Below are 23762 nucleotides of genomic sequence, written 5' to 3'. Positions count from 1 at the left end.
TTTCGCGTTTCTGGCGTTTGATAAATAGCAGCCAATAATCTCAAAAAGCCTGACACCGTCCACAAAACGTCCATAGCTCACTTGGCAAACAACTGCCCAATATCTTTGAACGCCTTGAATTCCAGTGCATTCCCGCACGGATCAAACAGGAACAACGTGACCTGCTCCCCCACCTGCCCCTTGAAGCGAATATGCGGTTCCAGCACGAACTTCGTCTGCCTGGCTTGCAGGCGCTCGGCCAGGGCATGCCAGTCTTCCCACCCCAACACCACACCAAAATGCGGCACGGGCACGTCGTGGCCATCGACTGCGTTAGTGTGCGCCGCTTGCTGGGACGCGGTCTGCGGGTGTTCGTGGATCACCAGTTGATGGCCGAAGAAGTTGAAGTCGACCCAGTGTTCGCTGGAACGCCCTTCCTCCAGGCCGAAGACCTTACGGTAGAAGTACCGCGCAGCCGCCAGATCGAATACAGGAATTGCCAGGTGAAAAGGAGCGAGTGCCATCAGGTCAACCCTCTTTTGGATTTTTGAATGCCTGGGAGTTTAGCCTTGCTCCCGCCGATGAAAAGACGATAGTTTTCGCGCCGAGCTCAAATAATTTCGATGATTTAAGGGGCCGAAGCTGCGCGAATCGCAGCCCTCGTCTCGGTCTCTCGCCATGGCACCTTTGCGGCCACCAGGCTACTTGCTGGCCGGCGCAAGCCTGTAACATGCCCGCCCATCGCCGCCTTCACTGGAGTTCCGCCCTTGTCTGTCCTGGATGAAATCGATCGCCAACTGATCGCCGCGCTGCAGATCAATGCCCGCGAAAGCGTGGCCATGCTGGCCCGCCAACTGGGCATCGCGCGCACCACGGTCACCTCGCGCCTGGCGCGCCTGGAGAAAACCCAAGTGATCACCGGTTATGGCGTGCGCCTGGGCCAGCGCGTGGTGGATGGCGGCCTGCAGGCCTATGTTGGCATCACCGTACAGCCGCGCTCCGGTAAAGAAGTACTGCGCAGGCTCAGCGCCATGGCTCAGGTGCAACAGCTGTGCGCGGTGAGCGGCGAGTTCGATTATGTGGCGTGGTTGCGCACCGATTCGCCGGAACAGTTGGACCAACTGCTGGACCAGATCGGCAGCGTCGACGGTGTGGAGAAAACCACCACGTCGATCATCCTCAGTAACAAATTGGATCGCGGCCAGCCAATTTGACTAATCATCTCGTCATATTGACTAAAATCAATCCAATCCGACGACACATTGCGTCTTATTAACGATCACAACCGTCCCTAAACTGGCTGCCATCTTTTCCTATACTCAGCGGGTCGCGTCCCGCCAAGCCGTCAGTAAGGTCAGCCATGAGCATTCCGTCCAGCACCATCAGCAAGACCAATCGCCACCCTGCCGACGGCAAAAAACCCATCACCATCTTTGGCCCGGACTTTCCGTTTGCATTCGATGACTGGATTGAACATCCGGCCGGCCTGGGCAGCATTCCCGCCGAACACCATGGCGCCGAGGTGGCGATCGTCGGCGCCGGCATCGCCGGGCTGGTTGCGGCTTACGAGCTGATGAAGCTGGGCCTCAAACCGGTGGTGTATGAAGCCTCGAAAATGGGCGGCCGCTTGCGTTCCCAGGCGTTTGAAGGGGCCGAAGGCATCATTGCCGAACTCGGCGGCATGCGCTTCCCGGTGTCGTCCACCGCGTTCTACCACTATGTAGACAAACTGGGTCTGGACACCAAACCGTTCCCCAACCCACTGACACCCGCCTCCGGCAGTACCGTGATCGACCTTGAAGGTCAGACCCACTACGCACAAAAATTGTCGGATCTGCCGGCCCTGTTCCAGGAAGTGGCTGACGCCTGGGCCGATGCGCTGGAGGCCGGTTCGCAGTTCGGCGATATCCAGCAGGCCATCCGCGACCGCGACGTGCCGCGCCTCAAGGCCCTGTGGAACAAGCTGGTGCCGTTGTGGGACGACCGCACGTTTTATGATTTTGTCGCCACTTCCAAAGCCTTCGCCAAACTGTCGTTTCACCACCGCGAAGTGTTCGGCCAGGTCGGTTTCGGCACCGGAGGCTGGGACTCGGACTTCCCCAACTCGATGTTGGAGATATTCCGCGTGGTGATGACCAACTGCGACGACCACCAGCACCTGGTGGTCGGCGGCGTGGCCCAGGTGCCCATGGGCATCTGGCGCCATGTGCCGGAACGTTGCGCCCACTGGCCGGCCGGCACCAGCCTCAGCACACTGCACCGTGGCGCGCCACGGGCTGGGGTCAAGCGTATCGCCCACGCCGCCAATGGCCGCTTTGCCGTCACCGACACCTACGGCGACACCCGCGAATACGCTGCCGTGCTGACCACCTGCCAGAGCTGGCTGCTGACCACCCAGATCGAGTGCGATGAAACCCTGTTCTCGCAAAAGATGTGGATGGCACTGGACCGCACTCGCTACATGCAGTCCTCGAAAACCTTCGTGATGGTCGACCGCCCGTTCTGGAAGGACAAAGATCCGGAAACCGGCCGTGACCTGATGAGCATGACCCTCACCGACCGTCTGACCCGGGGCACTTACCTGTTCGACAATGGCGACGACAAGCCTGGGGTGATCTGCCTGTCCTACTCGTGGATGAGCGATGCGCTGAAGATGCTGCCGCAGCCCATCGATAAACGGGTGAAACTGGCCCTGGACGCGTTGAGCAAGATCTACCCGAAAGTCGACATCAAGGCGCGCATCATCGGCGACCCGATCACCGTGTCCTGGGAGGCCGACCCGCATTTCCTCGGAGCCTTCAAAGGCGCGCTGCCTGGGCACTATCGTTATAACCAGCGCATGTATGCGCACTTTATGCAAAAGGACATGCCTGCCGAACAACGCGGGATCTTCATCGCCGGGGACGACGTGTCCTGGACACCCGCGTGGGTGGAAGGCGCGGTACAAACCTCACTGAATGCCGTATGGGGCATCATGAATCACTTTGGCGGTCGCACTCACCCCGAAAACCCGGGGCCAGGTGATGTGTTCGACGAGATCGGACCAATCGCCCTCGCCGATTAAGGAGCCAGGCCATGCGTGTCGCGATCTACCAATGCCCACCGCTGCCGCTGGATGTGGCCGCGAACCTCAAACGCTTGCACACCGTGGCGCACGAGGCGTCCGGCAGCGCCGATGTGTTGGTGCTGCCGGAGATGTTTCTGACCGGCTATAACATCGGGGCCAAAGCCGCCGGGGCGCTGGCCGAAGCGCCGGACGGGGACTCGGCGCAAGCGATTGCCAAGCTGGCGAAAAACGCCGGCCTGGCCATCCTGTATGGCTACCCGGAACGGGCCAATGACGGGCAGATCTACAACGCCGTGCAACTGATCGACGCCAACGGTCAGCGCCTGTGCAATTACCGCAAGACTCATTTGTTCGGCGATCTGGACCACTCGATGTTCAGTGCCGGGGACGATGATTTCCCGCTGGTGGAACTCAACGGCTGGAGGCTCGGGATGCTGATCTGTTACGACTTGGAGTTCCCGGAAAACACCCGGCGCCTGGCCCTGGCCGGCGCCGAACTGATTCTGGTGCCCACCGCGAATATGGTGCCGTTCGATTTCGTCGCCGACGTAACCGTGCGAGCGCGGGCCTTCGAGAACCAGTGCTACGTGGCTTACGCCAACTACTGCGGGAACGAAGAGGACATTCACTATTGCGGGCAGAGCAGCCTGGCAGCACCGAATGGCGAGCGCATCGCCCTCGCAGGTCTGGATGAGGCCTTGATTGTCGGCACCCTGGATCACCAGGCAATCCTCAACGCGCGCATGGCCAATGACTATTTGCAGGACCGTCGCCCCGAGCTGTACGGCACGCTGCACAAGCCCTGATCCCGCAGGTTTGCTAGCATGAGCGCTTCCCACGCTTTGGAAGTGCCCATGCCCGCCCCGGCCTACCCTCACCCTGCCACCCTGACTCTGGCCAACGGCCTGCGTGTCACCCTGCACGCTGCACCCCATTTAAAGCGCTGCGCCGCTGTGGTGCGGGTGGCCGCCGGTAGCCATGATGCGCCCTTGGCGTGGCCGGGGTTGGCGCACTTTCTGGAACACCTGTTGTTCCTGGGGACTGAGCGCTTTCCGACAGGCGAAGGGCTGATGACCTACGTGCAGCAGCATGGCGGACAGGTCAACGCCAGCACCCGTGAACGCACCACCGAATTTTTCTTCGAACTGCCGGTGTCGAACGTTGCACAAGGGCTGGAGCGGTTGGCGGATATGCTGGCGCGCCCACGCCTGGCACTGGACGATCAGCTACGGGAGCGCGAAGTGCTGCAAGCGGAGTTCGTGGCCTGGTCCCAAGACGCCAAGGCCCAGCAGCAAGTGGCCTTGCTCGAAGGTGTGGCGAACGGTCATCCGCTGCGCGACTTCCATGCCGGCAACCGGGACAGCCTGCCGGTGGAAACCGAGGCCTTTCAGCAAGGCTTGAGGACATTTCACGCGCAGTTCTATCAGAGCGGGCAGATGACACTGAGCCTGGCCGGTCCCCAACCGCTGGATCAACTCCAAGCCCTGGCGCACCGCTTCGGCGAAATCATCGTCCCCGGTTCCGGACAACCACAGGTGGCACCACCAGCCCTGATGCAAAGCCAGCCCCAGGGTTATCGCCATGTCGCCGGACAGCATCTGCACCACGTCATCGCCTGCAACGCACCACGTGAAGCCCTGGAGTTCCTGTGTACCTGGCTCAACAACCCAGCGCCCGGCGGCCTATTGGCCGAACTGCAAGCCCAAGGCCTGGCCACCGCGTTGCACGCCAGCGTGCTCTATCACTTCGCCGGGCAGGCGCTGTTGGACATCGACGTTACGCTCAGCCAGCCAGGCGAGCCGGCAGCTCAGGTTGAAGCGTTGCTGCACGACTGGCTGGGCTTTTTCGCACACAGTGATTGGACGTCACTGCGCGAAGAGTTCGCCCGATTGACCGCGCGCCAGCGGCAGGTCCAGGGCGCATTGGCCCTGGCCCGCAACGACCGCGAAGCCCTGTCGGATCAGGACATCACCGCGCTGCGCACGCTGCTGGATTCACTGCACCTGCCATGCGCTCGGCACTTATGGCAACTGCCCCCCCACAACCCCTTCCTGCGCCCACCGGTCAAAGACCAACGCGCCGGCTTGATTCGTGGCCAGACCAGCGCCCATCGCGGCTTGCGCACCTTTGCCCAGGACCGCTCGCGGGGCCGTAGGGACGCAGCCGCGCTGACCTTCAGCCAGGCCCTACCCATAGACAGCCAGGAAGGTGCGCTGTACTTGAACTGGCGATTTGACTCGCGCGCGCCGTCCGGGCTGGAAGGTGCGCTGCATGCTTTGAGCGAAAACGCTCGCCAAGCGGGGCTTGAGTTGACCGTTGAAACGATCGGCCATGATTGGCGGGTCAGTCTGGTCGGGCTTCACGCGCTCATGCCGACGGTACTTGAAGCGTTAGCGCAAAATCTGACGCAAGCACAGGAAACACCCGACACCACGCCGCCGCTGCTCGCCATTCGTACGCTGCTTAAAGCGCTGCCCGCCTGCTGCGCAGAGACCACGGCCGCAGATGCACATGACACCGTGTCCTGGAACACCGCGCGTTGGCATGGGCTGGGAGTAGGTTTGCCGCCGGCGTGCGAGGCGCTGATAAAGACAGCGGCCGCGCGACTGCCGGGGCAACCGACGAGCATTGAACGCCACACCCGAGACCTCAAAGGCCAACGCGTATGGCATGAGGTCAACACTGACGCCAGCGAAGCAGCCCTGCTGCTGTTCTGTCCGACACCCAGCCCTTCCCTGGCGGATGAAGCCGCGTGGCGCCTGCTCGCTCATCGGGTCCAGGGGCCGTTTTACCAACGCCTGCGGGTGGAACAGCAGATCGGCTACGCCGTGTTCAGTGGTATCCGACAGATCAGCGGGCAGACCGGCCTGTTGTTTGGCGTGCAATCGCCCCATCTGTCGCTGGATGAAATTGTGCAGCAGCTGCACAGTTTCCTGGAGCAGCTGCCTGGGCTGATCGAAGACGACACCGACTTGGGCAACGCGGCCCTGGCGCAGCAGTTCGCTGTCGATACCCTCCCCACCGCACAGGCGTCGCAACTGATTTGGCACTCGCACCTGGCGGGCCATCCGTCGGATTATCTCGCGCTGCTTCAACGACATATCCGTGACTGCACGCACGCAGACCTGCAGCGCGCCGCTCAGCAGCTGAACCACGCCGCTGGTGGCTGGCACTGCGTGGCCAACGGCCCACACACAGCGAACGCTTGGCCTCTCAATAACTGATCATTGCCGCCCCTGTAACAGCCTTTTTCCACCAAGACAGCGCTAACTTGAAAAGAATTAAGTAACATTCCCACGCACGCATCTGAACATCTCCGACAGGAGGTGGACTATATGTATTACTTGGTAGTAAACGTCCCATCCCTTCGTAGGAGTAAGAATATGACCTGGTCCAAACCTGCTTACACTGATCTGCGCATCGGTTTCGAAGTCACCATGTACTTCGCCAGCCGTTAATCCGCTGGGTATTACAACGCCTCGGTTCGCCCGGGGCGTTTTTGTTTTGAGCTTTGCTTGATGGAGCGACCATGTTTGTCCAGATCCTAGGTTCCGCCGCCGGCGGCGGTTTCCCGCAGTGGAACTGCAATTGCGTGAACTGCGCAGGCTTTCGTGACGGCAGCCTGCGGGCCCAAGCGCGCACCCAGTCGTCCATCGCGATTTCCGATGACGGCGTCAATTGGGTGCTGTGCAATGCCTCGCCGGATATTCGTGCGCAACTGCAAGGCTTCGCGCCCATGCAACCGGGCCGCGCCCTGCGTGACACCGGCATCAGCGCGATCATCCTGATGGACAGCCAGATCGACCACACCACCGGCCTGCTGAGCCTGCGCGAGGGCTGCCCGCATCAAGTGTGGTGCACCGACATGGTCCACGAGGACCTGAGCAGCGGCTTCCCGTTGTTCACCATGCTGACCCATTGGAACGGCGGCCTGGCCTGGAACCGTATCGAGCTGGATGCAAGCTTCACCATCCCGGCTTGCCCCAACCTGCGTTTCACTCCGCTGCCGTTGCGCAGCGCGGCGCCGCCCTACTCGCCGCACCGATTCGACCCACACCCGGGCGACAATATCGGTCTGATCGTCGAAGACCTGCGCACCGGCGGCAAACTCTTCTATGCCCCGGGCCTGGGCAAAGTCGACGCGCCATTGCTCGACATCATGGCAAGCAGCGATTGCCTGCTGGTGGACGGCACGATGTGGGACGACGATGAAATGCAGCGCCGTGGCGTCGGCACCCGTACCGGCCGCGAGATGGGCCACCTGGCACAGACCGGCCCCGGCGGCATGCTGGAAGTGCTTGAGCAGTTGCCACAGCAGCGCAAGGTGCTTATCCACATCAACAACACCAACCCAATCCTCGACGAAGATTCCCCCGAGCGGGCCGAGCTGGCGCGGCGCAATGTGGAAGTGGCTTACGACGGCATGAGCATTGAATTGTAGGAGCAAGCGAAATGACTGATACACCGCTGACGCGCGACGCATTCGAACAGGCCCTGCGGGCCAAGGGCGCCTTCTATCATATTCATCACCCCTACCATGTGGCGATGTACGAAGGCCGCGCCACCCGCGAGCAGATCCAAGGCTGGGTTGCCAACCGCTTCTACTACCAGGTGAACATTCCGCTGAAGGACGCCGCAATCCTGGCCAACTGCCCGGACCGTGAAATCCGTCGCGAGTGGATCCAGCGCCTGCTCGACCACGACGGCGCGCCCGGCGAAGACGGCGGCATCGAAGCCTGGCTGCGCCTGGGCCAGGCCGTGGGTCTGGACCCCGACCAACTGCGTTCCCAGGAACTGGTACTGCCCGGCGTGCGCTTTGCGGTGGACGCTTACGTCAATTTCGCCCGCCGCGCCAGCTGGCAGGAAGCGGCCAGCAGCTCGCTGACCGAACTGTTCGCGCCGCAGATCCACCAGTCGCGCCTCGACAGCTGGCCACAGCATTACCCATGGATAGACCCGGCCGGCTACGAATACTTCCGTACCCGTCTGGGCCAGGCTCGCCGCGATGTGGAACACGGTCTGGCGATTACGCTGCAGCACTACACCACCCGTGAGGGCCAGGAGCGCATGCTGGAAATTCTCCAGTTCAAACTGGACATTCTGTGGAGCATGCTGGACGCCATGAGCATGGCCTATGAACTGAACCGCCCGCCGTATCACAGCGTGACCGACCAGCGGGTGTGGCATAAAGGGATCACCCTATGAGCTTTGATCGCAGCAAGACACCCACCTGGCGTCCGGGTTATCGATTCCAATACGAGCCGGCGCAAAAGGGTCACGTGCTGCTCTATCCCGAGGGCATGATCAAGCTCAACGACAGCGCGGCGTTGATCGGGGGGTTGATCGACGGAGAGCGCGACGTCGCGGCGATCATTGCCGAGCTGGATAAACAGTTCCCCGGCGTGCCAGAGCTGGGTGACGACATCGAGCAATTCATGGAGGTCGCCCGTGCAGAGCACTGGATTACCCTTGCCTGAGAAACCGCCGATTGGTCTGCCGCTTTGGCTGTTGGCTGAGCTGACCTATCGTTGCCCGCTGCAATGTCCGTACTGCTCCAACCCCCTGGACTTCGCCGAGCAGGGCAAGGAGCTGAGCACCGAGCAATGGTTCAAGGTATTTCGCGAAGCCCGCGAGATGGGCGCCGCGCAACTGGGTTTTTCCGGGGGCGAACCGCTGGTGCGCCAAGACCTTGCGGAGCTGATCGGCGAAGCACGCAGGCTGGGGTTCTATACCAACCTGATCACCTCCGGCATCGGCCTGACCGAGCAGAAGATCAGCGACTTCAAGAAAGCCGGCCTGGATCATATCCAGATCAGCTTCCAGGCCAGCGACGAACAGGTGAACAACCTGCTGGCCGGCTCGAAAAAAGCATTTGCGCAAAAGCTGGAAATGGCCCGCGCGGTAAAAGCGCATGGCTATCCGATGGTGCTGAACTTCGTCACCCATCGGCACAACATCGACAAGATCGACCGCATTATCGAGCTGTGCATCGCCTTGGAAGCGGATTTCGTCGAACTCGCCACCTGCCAGTTCTATGGCTGGGCGCAGCTCAATCGTGTGGGTCTGTTGCCGACTCGGGAGCAACTGGTACGCGCCGAACGCATCACCAATGAATACCGCGCCAAGCTCGAAGCCGAAGGCCATCCGTGCAAATTGATCTTCGTAACGCCGGACTACTATGAGGAGCGCCCGAAAGCCTGCATGAACGGCTGGGGCAGTATCTTTCTGACGGTGACACCGGACGGCACTGCGCTGCCTTGTCACGGCGCCCGACAAATGCCGGTGCAATTTCCCAATGTGCGCGACCACAGCATGCAGCACATCTGGTACGACTCTTTCGGTTTCAATCGCTTTCGCGGCTACGACTGGATGCCCGAGCCGTGTCGTTCATGCGATGAGAAGGAAAAAGACTTCGGTGGCTGCCGCTGCCAGGCGTTCATGCTCACGGGCGATGCCAGCAATGCCGACCCGGTGTGCAGCAAGTCCGAGCATCACGGCATCATCCTCAATGCACGGGAAGAAGCCGAACACGCCACCCAGACCATCGAGCAACTGGCCTTCCGCAACGAGCGCAACTCACGGCTCATCGCGAAAGGCTGAAGCCTCAACGCTTGGCGATGATATACACCGCATGGACGATGCCTGGGATGTAACCGCACAGGGTCAGCAGAATATTCAGCCAGAACGCGCCGCCGAAACCTACCTGCAGGAACACACCCAATGGCGGCAACAGAATGGCGATGATGATACGAATGAAATCCATGGGTCAGCTCCAATCAATCGGCTCGTGCGAGCCGTGTAGCTAATCGACCTTGGGTGTTCGTGAGGGTTCAGTGGATCTGGCACGAAGCCATGCGTTAACGATCAGGCAAAAAAAAACACCCCCAGCCAAAAGAATCAGGCTGGGGGCGTTGCGTATACCGCGAGACGGTTCAGGAATTGGGGTTAAACGGCAATGCCTTTGCGGCACTGCAATTGCGCGGTGCGCACGCGGGAGAAGGCGCGGGCCAGGCGCAGGAGCATTTCGTCAATGTTGCCTTTGCTCACGGTCAGCGCGGGGGTGAAGCGCAGGCAGTCGGGCTGTGGCGCGGTGAGGATCAGTCCTTCATGTAATGCCGCGTTGACCACTGCATCCGCGGAGTCTTCCGACAACGTCAGCCCCCATAGCAGGCCGTGGCCGCGCACGGCGCCATGGTTATAGCGGTAAGCCAGGCGAGCCAGGCCTTCGCTCAGATAGAGGCCGGTCTCACACACCTGCTCAAGAAAACCGTGTTCCAGCACGCTGTTGAGAACGGCGACACCGGCCGCCGCCATCAGCGCATTGCCATGATGGGTGCCTTCCAGCTCGCCGACATCGAAGCAGCACGCGTTGCCACGCGCCAGCAGCGCCGCCAATGGCACGCCGCCGCCTAGGCCCTTGCCCAGGGTGATGATGTCGGCGCGCACGCCATAGTGCTGCTCGGCCAGTAGTGTTCCGCAACGGCCGATGCCGGTTTGCACTTCATCGAGGATCAGCAAAATCCCCAACTCCCGGCACAGCCGTTCGACGCCCTTGAGGTAGTGCTCGCTGGCGGGCACCACGCCGGCGCCCTGGATCGGCTCAAGCATGATCGCCACCGTCTGAGCGTCCACCGCCGCGTGCAATGCCGGCAAGTCGTTGAATGGCACATGACTGAAGCCTGGCAATTGCGGCTCAAAGCGGTTTTCCTGGGCGCCCGACGAGGCGGCGAGTGCCGCGAAGCTGCGGCCATGTCGAGCGTTGCTCGCACTGATAATGCGATAGGCCCCGCCGCGGTGCAGTTGGCCCCACTTACGCGCCAGTTTGATGGCCGCTTCACACGCCTCCGCGCCGCTGTTAAGCAGGTAGGCCTGGTCGCTGCCCGTGCGATGGCACAAGCGTTCGACCAAGTTGAGTTGCGCACGGTTGTGCAGGGCCATGCCGGGATTGATCAATGCCTGGGTCTGGTCGGCCAGGGCGTTGATCAACACCTGCGGGCTGTGACCAAGGCTGTTGGCAGCATTGCCCTGACTGAAATCCAGATAGGCGCGGTCGTCGCTGTCCCACAACCAAGAGCCCTGGCCGCGTACGAACACTTGCGGGGGCTTAGCGACGGTGGGCATCAGCGCATCACTGGACGGTTCATCGGGCGTCGAATCCAGTACCAAGTCATCCAGGCTAGGCGCGGGCCGGCGTAAGGTAAACAGATTCACACTTCACCCCCGACAGCAAGCGGACATTGTCCACTCACGACTTGGATGTTTTTTGAGTTGCCTATGTAAACGCTATTAAAAAGAACGCTGCTCATTGCACGATCCGGCCCTGTAAGCCCTGCGAATAGGCGCTAGACTAGGCGCCTCGGCGGCCTTCGGCCATTTCGTTTTTCCAGCTTTTTCGATAAGCAAACCTTATGGATTTTAAGCAACTGCGTTATTTCGTCGCGGTGTATGAAGAAGGCCATGTGGGGCGGGCCGCAGAACGTCTATCGATCTCCCAGCCGGCGCTGTCGCAGCAGATCCGCCATCTGGAACAGCACTTGGACGTCAGCCTATTCGAACGCAGCAGCAAACGCCTGCTGCCGACGCTGGCGGCGCACACGCTGTATAACCATGCACTGCCGCTGATTGATGGCATGCAACACGCCGTCGAAGCGTTGCGCAACTTCAAAGGCCAGGCATTGCGCACGTTGGCCATCGGCGTGCTGCAGACCGTGCATACCAGCCTGGTGCCACAGATGCTCGAACGGGTGCGCAAGGCCCAACCGCATCTGGTGGTGCAGATCTACGAATTGACCGGGCTGGAGATTGAACGGCGACTGCTCAACGGCTCGCTGGACATCGGCATCAGCTACCTGCCGCCGCGTCAGCCGGGGTTGCAAGGCGTGTTGCTGTACGAAGATGAGCTGAAGGTGGTGATCCCTGAGGATCATCCTTTGCGGGAATTCAAGAAAGTGTCGCTGAAACAGGCGGCTGAGTTGCCGATGTTGCTGCTGGGGGAAGAGTTTCAGATCCGACAAATCTGGCAAGGCCAACTTGCTAACCTCGGGCGGCGCCCGCAGGTACAGGCCGAACTCAATACCATGGTGGGGATTCTCGACAGCTTGCCGCACACCCGGTTGGCCACCGTGCTGCCGGGACGCTCCCAGGACGAACACAACAGTCAGTCACTGCTGTGGAAACCCCTGAGCGAACCACGGGTGCCCTTGAAAGTCGGCCTGGTGTGTCGCGATGTGCAGCGCCAACAGGCAACGATGGCCTTGTTGCGCACCTTGCTTGAAGACGTGATGAATGCCCCGCAGACGCCCGCCTGACTTTTTCGCGGGCAAAAGAAAACCCCGCCGAAGCGGGGCTTTGCAGACTGTTTCCCTGACATCCATTTCACTCCGCCGTCCTGGCAGAATCCTACGTGTCCGTGTTGTTGCTTTGCGCTTCCTGCGCGACGTCCATGTGAAGTAGATTATCGATGGATCCAATGTGGCGATAGAGGACGATTAGCAGCACGTCATGTAAGAGATTGCTTACACGCCCTCCAAGCCTTTAGAACTGGGCTTCATCCAGCAAAAATAGCGATTCGCTACCGGCTTTTACCGACGCACACAACGAGTGGATACGCGGCAGCAGGCGCGCAAAGTAGAAGCGTGCAGTGCCCAGTTTGCTGGCGTAGAAGTCGTCCTCGGTTTCCTTGCCCCATGCGGCCTTGGCCATGCGTGCCCACATATAGGCATAGGCCATGTAACCAAACGCATGCAAATACTCCACCGACGCCGCGCCGATTTCGTTCGGGTTGGTTTTGGCGCGATCAAGCACCCAGGCCGTCAGCTCATCCAGGTTATCCACCGCCGCGTTCAGCGGACGGATGAACTCGCCCAGCTCAGCCCCGGCTGTCGCGGTGAACTGGCGAACCTCGTCGGCGAACAAACGATAGAACGCGCCGCCGCTGCCAACGATCTTGCGCCCCATCAAGTCCAGGGCCTGGATGCCATTGGTGCCTTCGTAGATTTGGGTGATGCGCACATCGCGCACCAATTGTTCCTGGCCCCATTCACGAATGTAGCCGTGGCCGCCAAACACTTGCTGACCCAGCACGGTGGTTTCCAGGCCCAAGTCGCTGAGGAACGCCTTGGCCACCGGCGTGAGCAAGGCCACCAGGTTGTCGGCGCGCTCGCGGGCGGCGGCATCGTCGCTGAACTTGGCGATATCCAATTGGGTGGCTACGTAGGTGGAGAACGCACGGCCACCTTCGTTCGACGCTTTCATGGTCAGTAGCATGCGACGCACGTCCGGATGGACGATGATCGGGTCGGCCACTTTGTCCTTGGCCTGGGCGCCGGTCGGCGCACGGCTTTGCAAGCGGTCACGCGCGTACTCGATGGCGTTCTGGTAGGAACGCTCACCGGACGCCAGACCCTGAATGCCTACGCCCAGACGCTCGTAGTTCATCATGGTGAACATCGCCGCCAGACCACGGTTAGGCTCGCCCACCAAATAACCCACGGCTTCGTCGAAGTTCATCACGCAGGTAGCGGACGCCTGGATGCCCATCTTGTGTTCGATGGAGCCGCAGCTCACTGGGTTACGCGCGCCCAGGCTGCCATCGGCATTGACCATAAACTTAGGCACCAGGAACAGCGAGATGCCCTTGGGACCGGCCGGCGCATCGGGCAACTTGGCCAACACCAGGTGGATGATGTTTTCGGTCAGGTCGTGCTCGCCGCCGGTGATAAAGATTTTGGTCCCGCTGACCTTGTAGGAACCGTCCGCCTGCGGCTCGGCCTTGGTGCGGATAATCCCCAGGTCGGTACCGGCATGGGCTTCGGTGAGGCACATGGAACCGGCCCACTCGCCGGAATACATCTTCGGCAGGTAGGTGGCTTTCAAGTCTTCGTTGGCGTGGGTCGCGATCGACACGCAGGCGCCGGAGGTCAGCATTGGGTACAGGCCGAACGCCAGGCTCGACGAGTTGATCATCTCTTCAACCTGGGCCGACACCGCCTTGGGCATGCCCATGCCGCCAAACGCGGGGTCGCCACCCACGCCCACCCAGCCGCCTTCGGCGTAGGTTTTATAGGCCTGTGGGAATCCATCCGGCGTCGATACCACCGTGTCCGCCCAGCGGCAACCTTGCTCATCGCCGCCGCGGCTGAGCGGGGCGATGCATTTGGCGGTGACTTTGCCGGCTTCTTCGAGGATCGCCTCAACGGTTTCGGCATCTACGCTGTCTGCCAACGCCGGCAACTGAGCCCAGGTGTTGGCGACGTCGAACACTTCGTTGAGGACGAAGCGCATATCCCGCAGCGGCGCTTTGTAATCAGCCATGGCAAACCTCGTTAGAACGTAAAAAGTGATTCGGTAGGATCGGTTTTACAGGCCCCGAGTGTAACCGAACAACTTTTGAGACACATAGGGTCTGCTTGTGACTGACAAGTATTTTTAAGTCACCCCAACATAAATGCCTCCGCAGGCAGACTCATCAGGCACTCACTCCCCGCCTCCACCGCCGCACGATGAGTGATGGTGCGCGGCAACAGGCGTTTAAAGTAGAACTCGCAGGTGGCCAACTTGGCCTTGGCGAACTCGCCGTCGCTGTGGGACTGCGCGGCAATGGCCATGCGTAGCCACAAGTAGGCGAGGATGATGTACCCGCTGTACATCAAGTAATCCACAGCCGCCGCGCCCACTTCGTCCGGGTTCTTCATCGCGGCCATGCCCACCTTGGTGGTTAACTCGCCCCATTCCTGGTTCAACTGATTGAGCTGCGCCACATACCCCTTGAGCTGCGGGTGTTCGGCATTCGCAGCGCAGAACTTATGCACGATCTTGGTAAACCCACGTAGCAACTTACCTTGGCTGCCCAGCACCTTACGGCCCAGCAGGTCGAGGGCCTGGATGCCGTTGGTGCCTTCGTAGATCGGTGCGATCCGCGCATCCCGCGCCAATTGCTCCATGCCCCATTCGCGGATGTAGCCGTGGCCGCCGAAGATCTGCATGCCGAGGTTGGTCACCTCCAGGCCGGTATCGGTCATGAAGGCTTTGCAGATCGGTGTGAGGAAGGCCAACAGGTCTTCGGCCTCCTGGCGCTGGGCGGCGGCGTCGCCCAGGTGGGCGGTGTCCAGCAGTTGCGCGGTGAAATAGGCCAGCGCCCGATTGCCTTCGTTGAAGGCCTTCATGGTCAACAGCATGCGTCGCACGTCGGCGTGCACGATGATCGGGTCGGCAGGCTTGTCCGGGGCCTTGGGGCCGGTCAGAGAACGCATTTGCAGGCGGTCATTGGCGTACTTGATCGCGCCCTGGAAACTCGCCTCGCCATTGCACAGCCCCTGCATGCCGGTGCCCAGGCGCGCGTGGTTCATCATGGTGAACATGCAGTTGAGGCCTTTATTGGCCTCGCCGATCAGAAAGCCTTTGGCGCCGTCGAAGTTCAGCACGCACGTAGCCGAGGCCTTGATGCCCATCTTGTGTTCGATGGAGCCGCAGTGCACCGCATTACGCTCGCCGGAATCGGCGTGGAACTTGGGCACGATAAACAACGAAATACCTTTGGTACCCGCCGGTGCGTCCGGCAGTTTGGCCAGCACCAGGTGGATGATATTGGCGCTCAGATCGTGCTCGCCGGCCGAAATGAAAATCTTGCTACCGGTGACGGCGTAGCTGCCGTCCGCCTGGGGCACGGCGCGGGTTTTGATCAGGCCCAGGTCGGTGCCGCAGTGGGCTTCGGTCAGGCACATGGTGCCGGTCCATTCGCCGGCGGTGAGTTTGCTCAGGTAGGTGTCTTTCTGTTCGGCGGTGCCATGGGCGTGGATCGCCGACATGGCGCCGTGGGTCAAGCCGGGGTACATGCCCCACGACGTATTGCTGGAGCCGATCATCTCGCTGAGCACCAGGCCCAGTGATTGCGGCAAGCCTTGACCACCGTAGGCCGGGTCGGCCGCGACGCCGTGCCAGCCACCTTCCACGTACTGGGCGAACGCTTCTTTGAAGCCCTTGGGTGTGGTCACAACGCCATTGTCGAAATGGCAGCCCTCTTCATCACCGCTACGGTTGAGCGGCGAGAGCACGTTCTCGCAGAATTTCGCACCTTCTTCGAGGATGGCACTGACCATGTCCGGGCTGGCGTCCGTCGCGCCCAATGCCGCGTAGTGACCGTGGAAATCAAACACGTTGTCGATCAAAAAGCGCATGTCGCGCAGGGGAGCTTTGTACTCAGGCATGGCGATGTCTCCAGCGGCAGATCGCTCCAACCTACCGCCGGCCGGCACGCCGTTCAATCACTGTAGGGCCGCTGAATACACCGCCATTACTCAACCGGCAGCGCTCTGCATGCGTACCGCGCCACGGCGGTTCTGGCCGGCCGCGATTACGCAGTTACGTCCCGCGCCCTTGGCCGCGTACAGCGCCTGGTCGGCGGATTTGAGTACTTCTTCCGGCGTGCGTTGCTCCACCTGGCGCTCGGCCACACCGATGCTGACCGTCACCGAGACACTCGACGCCCCGCTACCCGCCCGACGTTGACGGCCCTGTTGGTCATCCTGCGGACGGTCCGCGTTGCGCAGCTTGATATCGTAGTTGGCGACGATCTCGCGGATCTCCTCCAAGTGCGGCAGGCACTCATCCAGGGTCTTGCCGGCGAATACCACGGCAAACTCTTCCCCGCCGTAACGGTAGGCGCGCCCGCCGCCGTTGACCTTGGACAGCTTGCTCGCCACCAGGCGCAACACCTGATCGCCCACATCATGGCCGTGGGTGTCGTTGAAGCGCTTGAAGTGATCGACGTCGGTCATCGCCAGCACATAGTTGCGCCCCAGGCGCTGCATGCGCTCGTTGAGGGCCCGCCGCCCGGGCAGGCCGGTCAACTCGTCACGGAATGCCATTTGATATGCCTCATGGGCTACGCCGGCGGCGATCATCAACATGACCTGGCTGCACATGATGTTCAGGGTGAACGGCAGGATGAACGTTTGCGGCAGCATCCAGAACAACCCCATCACGCCCACCAATTGCGCCGCATGCAGCGGACGCGGCTGGTACCAGTACTGCGCGGCAAGGGTGACGAAACCAATCAGAAACATCGGGTATGACAGTTGAATCAGGCTCATCCAGCTGCCATGCAGCGCCGGCCAGCGAATTTCCGCCAGCCAGTTCAGCAGCGCCTGGGGATAACTTTGCTCCAAGGCCAGCGCGACACTGCCGACGGCCAGCAGCACGGCGCAGCGTGCGACAAAGTCGCGGAACAGATGGGTTTTTTCCTGCCACAGCGCATAAATGCTGAACAGCAACGGCAACAACAGGCAGCACAGATGAAACACCACCGCTGCGTCTTCACGCACGCGGCCGTTATCGCGGTAGTAATCGGTCTGGGTATCGAGCAGGAAGTAAGCGACGTACACCGTGATCATCAGAAACAGTTCGCGCTGACGGCGGTACACCGCGCAATACGAGCCGCCGAGCAACAGCACCAGGGTCGGCAACACGTTGAACAGCGACGTGAAGAAGACGTTGAGGTCCTTGACGTACGCAGCCGAGAGCCCGGCCAGTAAAAGCAGCAACGAAGGAAGGAAATGGCTAAAACGTACAGCGGACACGCGTGACAAGGGTAAAGCTCCGACCCGCAAAAAGTAATGGCACTTTGCCTTAGCGCAAACAGTTAAGCACACCTTGCGCGGGATGCGTCACATTGCCATCACTGTAACGGCAGCCAGGCTCAATCCCTGAGCGCTGAGCTGCGTTTTTTAACCGTCGAAAAAAAACCGCCGCAGCCTTTGGGCTGCGGCGGTTTCCAAGAAACCCGGTAAGGCTTAGTAAGCCAGGCCGAAGTTTTCTTCTTTCATGTCCATCAGGTTGCTGGCGCCCGACAGCATGGTCGCCACGTGGGTACGAGTACGCGGCAGGATGCGCTGGAAGTAGAAGCGCGCGGTCTGCAACTTGGCGGTGTAGAACGCCTCGTCGGTAGTCCCGGCGGCCAGCTTTTCAGCGGCAACCCGTGCCATATCGGCCCAGAAGTAAGCCAGGCAGGCGTAGCCGGAGTACATCAGGTAGTCCACCGACGCGGCCCCGACTTCTTCACGGTCTTTCATCGCCGCCATGCCGACCTTCATGGTCAGTTCGCCCCACTCTTTGTTCAATGCCGCCAGCGGTGCGACAAACTCGCTGACCGCTTCGTTGCCTTCGTTGGCCTGGCAGAACTTGTGCACGATCTTGGTAAAGCCCTTGAGCGCTTCGCCTTGAGTCATCAGCACTTTACGGCCCAGCAGGTCCAGGGCCTGGATGCCGGTGGTGCCCTCGTACAGCATCGAAATGCGGCTGTCGCGAACGTTCTGCTCCATGCCCCACTCGGCGATGAAGCCGTGGCCGCCGTAGATCTGCACACCGTGGTTGGCGGATTCAAAACCGACTTCGGTCATGAACGCCTTGGCGATCGGGGTCATAAATGCCAGCAGGCCATCGGCCTGTTTCTTGGCTTCGTCGTCGGTACCGTACTTGACGATGTCCACTTGCTTGGCGGTGAAGTACACCATCGCACGGTTGCCTTCAGCGAAGGCTTTCATGGTCAGCAGCATGCGACGCACGTCAGGGTGCACGATGATCGGGTCGGCGGCCTTGTCCGGCGCTTTCGGGCCAGTCAGGGAACGCATTTGCAGGCGATCGCGAGCGTATTTCAGGCCGCCCTGGAAGCCGATCTCGGCGTGGGCCAGGCCTTGCAGCGCGGTGCCCAGGCGAGCGGTGTTCATAAAGGTGAACATGCAGTTCAGACCTTTGTTCGCCGGGCCGATCAGGAAACCGGTGGCCGCGTCGAAGTTCATCACGCAAGTGGCGTTACCGTGGATGCCCATCTTGTGTTCCAGGGAACCACAGCTCACCGCGTTGCGCTGGCCGATGGTGCCATCGGCATTCGGCAGGAACTTGGGCACGATAAACAGCGAGATGCCTTTGGTGCCGGCCGGCGCGTCCGGCAGGCGGGCCAGCACGATGTGCACGATGTTATCGGCCATGTCGTGTTCACCGGCCGAGATGAAGATCTTGGTGCCGGAGACTTTGTAGGAGCCGTCGGCCTGTGGCTCGGCCTTGGTGCGCAGCATGCCCAGGTCGGTGCCGCAGTGCGGCTCGGTCAGGCACATGGTGCCGGTCCATTCGCCCGACACCAGCTTGGTCAGGTACGCCTCTTGTTGCTCGGGCGTGCCGTGCTCGGAAATGGTGTTCATGGCGCCATGCGACAGGCCTGGGTACATGCCCCACGACCAGTTGGCTTCGCCGACCATCTCGCTGACTGCCAGGCCCAGGGATTCCGGCAGGCCTTGGCCGCCGTGCTCCACGTCGTGGGCCAGGCTTGGCCAGCCGCCTTCGACGAACTGTTTGTAGGCTTCTTTGAAACCGGTTGGGGTTTTAACGCCCGACTCACTCCAGGTGCACCCTTCAAGGTCGCCCACGCGGTTCAGCGGTGCCAGTACTTGCTCACAAAACTTGGCGCCTTCTTCAAGGATGGCGTCGACCATGTCCGGGGTAGCGTCCTGGCAAGCCGGCAGGCTCTGATAGTGCGCTTCATAGCCAAGCAGTTCGTCACGAACGAAGCGAATATCACGCAAGGGGGCCTTGTAGTCAGGCATAGCGATAAACCTCTGCTGATGTATCTGGAATGAACAACCGCGTGGATGAACTGTGGCGGTCAAACAGGTGTTTGAAACATACGTTTACGACCTGGGGATGTCAAGCACCGCTCGGATGCCGTTTGTCATGACGGGCATCAATGCCACGCACGCCAATGCCTGCGGCGCGACGCCACAGGGAGTGAGTGTAGGAAATCATTACGCAAGACGCGCGGTGAGCGAACTGGTGCGCGTCGAACTGAGGGCAGCCACGATTGTGACCGCCCCACTAGATCGGGAGGGATTAGGTATTCAGATGTCGAGCTGCTACGCAGGCCCGCTCAACAGAAAAAGTGCGGGCTAAGCGTAGGTGTCGATCAACGTACCGAGCATTTCATCCGAAGCCTTGGCGACTTTGACACCCAGCTCCACCTGAAACTTACCCTCGGCCATTTCGACCATATTGCTCGCCGAGTTGGACGGCTGGGCCCGGTCGTTGGCGCGCAGCCGGTCAACCTGTGCATCCGAAGGCTGAGTCGTTGCGGCGCTGGCGATTTTACCGGCGGCCTGGTCGACGCGGTTCTGCCCCGTCTGAATGGTGCTCAGGCCCGAATAAAACGCACTGCTTCCTGAGATTTCCATGGCGTTAACCTGCCTTTAGAGAATCGTGAGCCCCGATTGAACCAGAGATCGTGGCAAAACACCCGTCAATAACACTAATGGCACAATGCCTTGCTGATAGCCAAAATCAGTCAAGCAGGTCCAATTGCAGGTAGTCGGCTACTGCCTCAGCCGTGGGCTGCTTGAGCTTGGGCACGCGCCCCAGGCATGGCGCGGGCAAGCGTTCGGCGAGGGTGGCAAGGTTTTCTTCCAGACGGGAGGTCTTGGGGTCGATGATATTGGCCACCCATCCCGCCAGCGGCAAACCGTCCCGCGCAATGGCTTCGGCGGTTAGCAAGGCATGGCTGATACAGCCCAGGCGCACGCCGACCACCAGGATCACCGGCAGCTTGAGCGCAATGGCCAGATCAGAAAGGTTGGCCTGGTCGGTCAATGGCACGCGCCAGCCGCCAGCCCCTTCGATCAAGGTGAAATCGGCCTGCCGCGCCAAAACCTGTTGCATGGGTTTGAGCAGCGATTGCACCGTCAGCGCAACGCCCGCCTCCCGCGCGGCCAGGTGCGGAGCGATGGCCGGTTCGAACGCCAGTGGGTTGACCTCGGCATAATTGAGCGGCACCGAGCACTCGGCCAATAGCGCCAACGCATCGGCATTGCGCAGGCCCTTGCTGGTCACGCTACACCCGGACGCCACCGGCTTGCCCGCCGCCGTGCTCTTGCCGGCCTGCCGGGCCGCGTGTAGCAGGCCGGCGGCGACGGTGGTCTTGCCGACATCGGTATCGGTGCCGGTAATGAAATAAGCGGCGCTCATAGAGGCTTCTCCAGTACGGCATACACCACTTGGTAAGTCGCCGGCAGGCCCTGGGCCTGACGGAACTGCTCATACGCCTGGATCAGTGCAGCAACGCGCGCGCGGCCCGTCAAGCCGCCAGGCCGACCGGGGTTCAGATTGTGCGCACCGAGCGCCTTGAGTTCATGGGTCAGGCTGCGCACGTCCGGGTAGTGCAGCACGTGAGGCTGGCGTTCCAGGCACCGCACACGCAAACCGCTGGCGTCGCACAGTTGCCGATACGCGTCGAAGGTGCGGAATCGATTGACGTGCACCAGACCATCGGCGGCGCGCCAGCTTTCGCGCAGTTCCTCCAAGGTCCCCACGCACAGACTGGCGAACGCCAGCACCCCGCCCGGCTGCAACACGCGGTGGGCCTCGCTGAGCACCGCATCGAAATGAGCACACCATTGCACCGCCAGGCTGGAAAAAATCAGCCCGCAGCTTTCATTCTTCAGCGGCAGCCGTTCAGCATCTCCGGCGATGAAATGCGCCGCGCCGCCCAATGGCCGCGCGTGATTGAGCATACCTTCGGCGATATCCAACGCCACGCCGTGGCTGTCGGGCAACCGCTCACCCAACGCTCGACTGAAATAACCGGTGCCGCAGCCCATATCCAGCCAGCGCGCTGGTGCGATACCGGCCGGCAAACGCGCCAGTAATTCGCCGCCCACCGCCCGTTGCAACTCGGCAACGCTGTCGTAGCTGGCCGCCGCGCGAGAGAAAGACGCCGCTACCTGGCGTTTGTCCGGCAAAGCGCCGGGCAGCGGGGGAAGGGATAAATCAGTCATCTACGCACTCATGCAAAAAAGCCTGGATGGCCGCCGCAACACCGTGGGGGTCTTCCAGAAGAAAAGCGTGGCCGGCCTGTTCAATCAGGCCGATTTCAACATCGGGCAGCAGGGCCAGCAGTTCGCTGGCGGCTTCGGCGGGCACCAACTCGTCCAGGCCGCCAAACAGGTGCAATTGCGGCCCGCGATAGGCCAGCAACGCATCGCGGGTGTCCAATTGCGCGAGCACTTCAAGGCCGGTCATCAATACGGTGGAAGGCGTAATCGGCGCACCACTGACCAACAAGCGCGCCAGACCGCGCGGGTCGTCGGCGCCCTTGGCACACAACAGGCCGAAGCGTTTGAGGGTGACCTGGGAGTCGGCGTGGCAACCGGCGAGGAAGGCATCGAACGTTTCGGCGGGCATCGCGCTGGGCCAGTGGTCATGGGCGACAAAACAAGGGTTGCTCGCCAGCGTCAGGAGCCCGCAGCAACGCGTGCCGCGCCGGGCGGCCAGCTCAGCGGCGAGCATTCCACCGAGGGACCAACCGCCCAGCCAGGCGTTGTCCGGCAGCGTGGCGTCGAGTTCGTCGAGCCACTCATTCAGGTCGCTGGAGTCCAGCGCAGGCAGCGGTTCGATATGCACCTGCAAGTGCTCATCCAAGCCACGCAAGGCAGCGGCCAACGGCTCCAGCGGTGAAACGCCTAGGCCCCAGCCCGGCAGCAAGATCAATCGATCACGCATGCTCGGGCTCCCGCAAACACGCTTCCAACGCCTCTAGCAATTGCTGCACCTGCGCCGCAGTGTGGGCGGCGGTTAGCGTCACACGCAAACGCGCGCTGCCGGCGGGCACGGTGGGCGGGCGGATCGCGGTGACCATCAGGCCGCGCTCGCGCAGCATCCGGGACAAGCGCATCGCCTTGGCGCTGTCGCCGATCAGGATCGGCTGGATCGGCGTAAAGCTGGGCATCAAGTCCAAACCTAGCTGCTCGGCCCCCGCACGGAATTGACGGATCAGCGCGTCAAGGTACTCGCGGCGCCAGTGTTCGGTGCGCAGCAGCTCCAGGCTTTTCAACGTGGCGCAGGCCAGCGCGGGCGGTTGGCTGGTGGTGTAGATGTACGGCCGGGCGAACTGGATCAGGCTCTCGATCAGGTCATCACTGCCCGCCACAAACGCACCGGCGGTGCCGAACGCTTTGCCCAGGGTGCCGACCAGTACCGGCACATCGTCCTGGCTCAGGCCGAAATGCTCGACAATCCCGCCGCCGTTGGCGCCCAGTGGGCCGAAGCCGTGGGCGTCATCCACCATCAGCCAGGCGCCTTTGGCTTTGGCGGCGCGGGCCAGTGCGGGCAGGTCCGCGAGATCGCCGTCCATGCTGAACACGCCGTCGGTCACCACCAGGGTGTTGCCGGTGGCTTTTTCCAGGCGCGTGGCCAGGCTGGAGGCGTCGTTATGCAGGTAACGATTGAACCGCGCCCCGGACAACAGCCCCGCATCCAGCAACGACGCATGGTTGAGGCGGTCTTCAAGCACGGTATCGCCCTGCCCCACCAGCGCCGTAACCGCGCCGAGGTTGGCCATGTAGCCGGTGGTAAACAGCAGCGCCCGTGGGCGACCGGTCAGGTCGGCCAGGGCCTCTTCCAGTTCATGGTGCGGCGTGGCATGGCCGACCACCAAGTGCGAAGCGCCACCGCCTACGCCCCAGCGTGCTGCACCAGCGCGCCAGGCTTCGATCACCTGCGGGTGATTGGCCAGGCCCAGGTAATCGTTGTTACAGAACGCAAGCAAGGGTTGGCCGTCGACCACCACCTGCGGGCCCTGAGGGCTGTCGAGCAGAGGCCGGTGGCGATAAAGGTGTTGGGCACGGCGGGCAGCGAGGCGCGCGGCGAGATCGAAAGACATGCTGGCCTCGGTTTGGCAGGT

The 23762-nt window shown here is 61.5% G+C and carries 23 protein-coding genes; 11 read left to right on the top strand and 12 right to left on the bottom strand.

From position 1 onward, the window contains the following. Window positions 1-77: 77 nt before the first annotated feature. Window positions 78-503 carry a VOC family protein gene (locus ACFZPT_RS18725; protein ID WP_034115282.1) on the bottom strand — a complete coding sequence of 142 codons (426 nt, stop codon included), beginning with the start codon at window positions 501-503 and terminating at the stop codon, window positions 78-80. A gap of 243 nt (window positions 504-746) precedes the next feature. Here ACFZPT_RS18725 and ACFZPT_RS18720 point away from each other — a divergent pair, with 243 nt between their 5' ends. The 9 genes from ACFZPT_RS18720 to pqqE all read left to right on the top strand — a co-directional run bounded on the left by ACFZPT_RS18720 (window position 747) and on the right by pqqE (window position 9646). After that, window positions 747-1193: an Lrp/AsnC family transcriptional regulator gene (locus ACFZPT_RS18720; RefSeq protein ID WP_034115283.1), complete on the top strand. Its 447-nt coding sequence runs from the start codon at window positions 747-749 to the stop codon at window positions 1191-1193. Window positions 1194-1360: 167 nt separating this feature from the next. Continuing rightward, window positions 1361-3043: an NAD(P)/FAD-dependent oxidoreductase gene (locus ACFZPT_RS18715; protein WP_034101758.1), complete on the top strand. Its 1683-nt coding sequence runs from the start codon at window positions 1361-1363 to the stop codon at window positions 3041-3043. Between the two features lie 11 nt (window positions 3044-3054). Continuing rightward, on the top strand, window positions 3055-3852 hold the full coding sequence (locus ACFZPT_RS18710) for a carbon-nitrogen hydrolase family protein (protein WP_034115284.1): 798 nt from the start codon (window positions 3055-3057) through the stop codon (window positions 3850-3852). A 48-nt stretch (window positions 3853-3900) separates the two neighbouring features. Beyond that, on the top strand, window positions 3901-6270 hold the full coding sequence (gene pqqF / locus ACFZPT_RS18705) for a pyrroloquinoline quinone biosynthesis protein PqqF (protein WP_034115285.1): 2370 nt from the start codon (window positions 3901-3903) through the stop codon (window positions 6268-6270). 159 nt (window positions 6271-6429) lie between these two features. Beyond that, complete coding sequence (gene pqqA / locus ACFZPT_RS18700; RefSeq protein ID WP_003194766.1) at window positions 6430-6504, top strand: pyrroloquinoline quinone precursor peptide PqqA; 75 nt, start codon at window positions 6430-6432, stop codon at window positions 6502-6504. Between the two features lie 71 nt (window positions 6505-6575). Beyond that, window positions 6576-7487 carry a pyrroloquinoline quinone biosynthesis protein PqqB gene (gene pqqB / locus ACFZPT_RS18695; protein ID WP_034115286.1) on the top strand — a complete coding sequence of 304 codons (912 nt, stop codon included), beginning with the start codon at window positions 6576-6578 and terminating at the stop codon, window positions 7485-7487. A gap of 11 nt (window positions 7488-7498) precedes the next feature. Continuing rightward, window positions 7499-8251: a pyrroloquinoline-quinone synthase PqqC gene (pqqC, locus tag ACFZPT_RS18690; RefSeq protein ID WP_034115287.1), complete on the top strand. Its 753-nt coding sequence runs from the start codon at window positions 7499-7501 to the stop codon at window positions 8249-8251. Continuing rightward, window positions 8248-8523, top strand: coding sequence for a pyrroloquinoline quinone biosynthesis peptide chaperone PqqD (pqqD, locus tag ACFZPT_RS18685; RefSeq protein ID WP_034101097.1), 276 nt, complete (start codon window positions 8248-8250; stop codon window positions 8521-8523). The genes pqqC and pqqD overlap by 4 nt, the downstream gene beginning before the upstream one ends. Continuing rightward, entirely contained in the window at window positions 8516-9646 is a 1131-nt protein-coding gene (gene pqqE, locus ACFZPT_RS18680; protein WP_034115288.1) for a pyrroloquinoline quinone biosynthesis protein PqqE, read from the top strand. The genes pqqD and pqqE overlap by 8 nt, the downstream gene beginning before the upstream one ends. Window positions 9647-9650: 4 nt before the next feature. Here the strand turns inward: pqqE and ACFZPT_RS18675 are convergent, their stop codons facing one another. Both ACFZPT_RS18675 and ACFZPT_RS18670 read right to left on the bottom strand, forming a co-directional pair. Further along, on the bottom strand, window positions 9651-9809 hold the full coding sequence (locus ACFZPT_RS18675; RefSeq protein WP_003228885.1) for a YqaE/Pmp3 family membrane protein: 159 nt from the start codon (window positions 9807-9809) through the stop codon (window positions 9651-9653). Between the two features lie 182 nt (window positions 9810-9991). Beyond that, window positions 9992-11257, bottom strand: a complete 1266-nt coding sequence (locus tag ACFZPT_RS18670) for an aspartate aminotransferase family protein (protein ID WP_034115289.1) — start codon at window positions 11255-11257, stop codon at window positions 9992-9994. 197 nt (window positions 11258-11454) lie between these two features. Between ACFZPT_RS18670 and ACFZPT_RS18665 the strand changes: the two genes are divergently transcribed. Next, window positions 11455-12354, top strand: coding sequence for a LysR family transcriptional regulator (locus ACFZPT_RS18665; RefSeq protein ID WP_034101101.1), 900 nt, complete (start codon window positions 11455-11457; stop codon window positions 12352-12354). Between the two features lie 226 nt (window positions 12355-12580). On the opposite strand, the gene ACFZPT_RS18660 is transcribed toward ACFZPT_RS18665, so the two are convergent. From ACFZPT_RS18660 to ACFZPT_RS18645, 4 genes are all read right to left on the bottom strand, one after another. Beyond that, on the bottom strand, window positions 12581-14359 hold the full coding sequence (locus tag ACFZPT_RS18660; RefSeq protein ID WP_034115290.1) for an acyl-CoA dehydrogenase C-terminal domain-containing protein: 1779 nt from the start codon (window positions 14357-14359) through the stop codon (window positions 12581-12583). Between the two features lie 119 nt (window positions 14360-14478). Next, the gene (locus ACFZPT_RS18655; RefSeq protein ID WP_099312153.1) at window positions 14479-16251 is read right to left on the bottom strand and encodes an acyl-CoA dehydrogenase C-terminal domain-containing protein; all 1773 of its coding nucleotides are present in this window, start codon (window positions 16249-16251) and stop codon (window positions 14479-14481) included. A 90-nt stretch (window positions 16252-16341) separates the two neighbouring features. Beyond that, window positions 16342-17631 carry a diguanylate cyclase gene (locus ACFZPT_RS18650; protein ID WP_034115292.1) on the bottom strand — a complete coding sequence of 430 codons (1290 nt, stop codon included), beginning with the start codon at window positions 17629-17631 and terminating at the stop codon, window positions 16342-16344. 204 nt (window positions 17632-17835) lie between these two features. Then, window positions 17836-19641 carry a phenylacyl-CoA dehydrogenase gene (locus ACFZPT_RS18645; RefSeq protein ID WP_034101105.1) on the bottom strand — a complete coding sequence of 602 codons (1806 nt, stop codon included), beginning with the start codon at window positions 19639-19641 and terminating at the stop codon, window positions 17836-17838. 52 nt (window positions 19642-19693) lie between these two features. Here ACFZPT_RS18645 and ACFZPT_RS18640 point away from each other — a divergent pair, with 52 nt between their 5' ends. Further along, window positions 19694-19984 carry a hypothetical protein gene (locus ACFZPT_RS18640; protein ID WP_034115293.1) on the top strand — a complete coding sequence of 97 codons (291 nt, stop codon included), beginning with the start codon at window positions 19694-19696 and terminating at the stop codon, window positions 19982-19984. Here the strand turns inward: ACFZPT_RS18640 and ACFZPT_RS18635 are convergent. The 5 genes from ACFZPT_RS18635 to bioF form a co-directional block, all read right to left on the bottom strand. Beyond that, complete coding sequence (locus ACFZPT_RS18635; RefSeq protein WP_034101107.1) at window positions 19981-20262, bottom strand: hypothetical protein; 282 nt, start codon at window positions 20260-20262, stop codon at window positions 19981-19983. The two genes, ACFZPT_RS18640 and ACFZPT_RS18635, sit on opposite strands and share 4 nt — an antisense overlap. A 106-nt stretch (window positions 20263-20368) precedes the next feature. Continuing rightward, entirely contained in the window at window positions 20369-21049 is a 681-nt protein-coding gene (bioD, locus tag ACFZPT_RS18630) for a dethiobiotin synthase (protein WP_034101108.1), read from the bottom strand. Next, complete coding sequence (gene bioC / locus ACFZPT_RS18625; protein WP_034115295.1) at window positions 21046-21858, bottom strand: malonyl-ACP O-methyltransferase BioC; 813 nt, start codon at window positions 21856-21858, stop codon at window positions 21046-21048. The genes bioD and bioC overlap by 4 nt, the downstream gene beginning before the upstream one ends. Beyond that, the gene (locus ACFZPT_RS18620) at window positions 21851-22582 is read right to left on the bottom strand and encodes an alpha/beta fold hydrolase (protein ID WP_034101110.1); all 732 of its coding nucleotides are present in this window, start codon (window positions 22580-22582) and stop codon (window positions 21851-21853) included. Before ACFZPT_RS18620 ends, bioC begins: the two co-directional genes overlap by 8 nt. After that, a complete protein-coding gene (bioF, locus tag ACFZPT_RS18615) occupies window positions 22575-23741 on the bottom strand; it encodes an 8-amino-7-oxononanoate synthase (protein ID WP_034101111.1) in 1167 nt (388 codons plus the stop codon). Before bioF ends, ACFZPT_RS18620 begins: the two co-directional genes overlap by 8 nt. Window positions 23742-23762: the final 21 nt, after the last annotated feature.

This window comes from Pseudomonas sp. MD330_10 (genome assembly GCF_042610415.1).
GTDB lineage: Bacteria > Pseudomonadota > Gammaproteobacteria > Pseudomonadales > Pseudomonadaceae > Aquipseudomonas > Aquipseudomonas rhodesiae.
This window is presented reverse-complemented; position numbering and strand designations above follow the sequence as displayed.

Coding starts and splice junctions, on each gene's coding strand:
- bioF (WP_034101111.1), bottom strand. CDS start 23,741: ATGTCTTTCGATCTCGCCGCGCGCCTCGCTGCCCGCCGTGCCCAACAC.
- pqqD (WP_034101097.1), top strand. CDS start 8,248: ATGAGCTTTGATCGCAGCAAGACACCCACCTGGCGTCCGGGTTATCGA.
- ACFZPT_RS18710 (WP_034115284.1), top strand. CDS start 3,055: ATGCGTGTCGCGATCTACCAATGCCCACCGCTGCCGCTGGATGTGGCC.
- ACFZPT_RS18660 (WP_034115290.1), bottom strand. CDS start 14,359: ATGGCTGATTACAAAGCGCCGCTGCGGGATATGCGCTTCGTCCTCAAC.
- ACFZPT_RS18635 (WP_034101107.1), bottom strand. CDS start 20,262: ATGGAAATCTCAGGAAGCAGTGCGTTTTATTCGGGCCTGAGCACCATT.
- pqqB (WP_034115286.1), top strand. CDS start 6,576: ATGTTTGTCCAGATCCTAGGTTCCGCCGCCGGCGGCGGTTTCCCGCAG.
- ACFZPT_RS18665 (WP_034101101.1), top strand. CDS start 11,455: ATGGATTTTAAGCAACTGCGTTATTTCGTCGCGGTGTATGAAGAAGGC.
- bioC (WP_034115295.1), bottom strand. CDS start 21,858: ATGACTGATTTATCCCTTCCCCCGCTGCCCGGCGCTTTGCCGGACAAA.
- bioD (WP_034101108.1), bottom strand. CDS start 21,049: ATGAGCGCCGCTTATTTCATTACCGGCACCGATACCGATGTCGGCAAG.
- ACFZPT_RS18620 (WP_034101110.1), bottom strand. CDS start 22,582: ATGCGTGATCGATTGATCTTGCTGCCGGGCTGGGGCCTAGGCGTTTCA.
- ACFZPT_RS18725 (WP_034115282.1), bottom strand. CDS start 503: ATGGCACTCGCTCCTTTTCACCTGGCAATTCCTGTATTCGATCTGGCG.
- ACFZPT_RS18655 (WP_099312153.1), bottom strand. CDS start 16,251: ATGCCTGAGTACAAAGCTCCCCTGCGCGACATGCGCTTTTTGATCGAC.
- pqqF (WP_034115285.1), top strand. CDS start 3,901: ATGCCCGCCCCGGCCTACCCTCACCCTGCCACCCTGACTCTGGCCAAC.
- ACFZPT_RS18645 (WP_034101105.1), bottom strand. CDS start 19,641: ATGCCTGACTACAAGGCCCCCTTGCGTGATATTCGCTTCGTTCGTGAC.
- pqqC (WP_034115287.1), top strand. CDS start 7,499: ATGACTGATACACCGCTGACGCGCGACGCATTCGAACAGGCCCTGCGG.
- ACFZPT_RS18675 (WP_003228885.1), bottom strand. CDS start 9,809: ATGGATTTCATTCGTATCATCATCGCCATTCTGTTGCCGCCATTGGGT.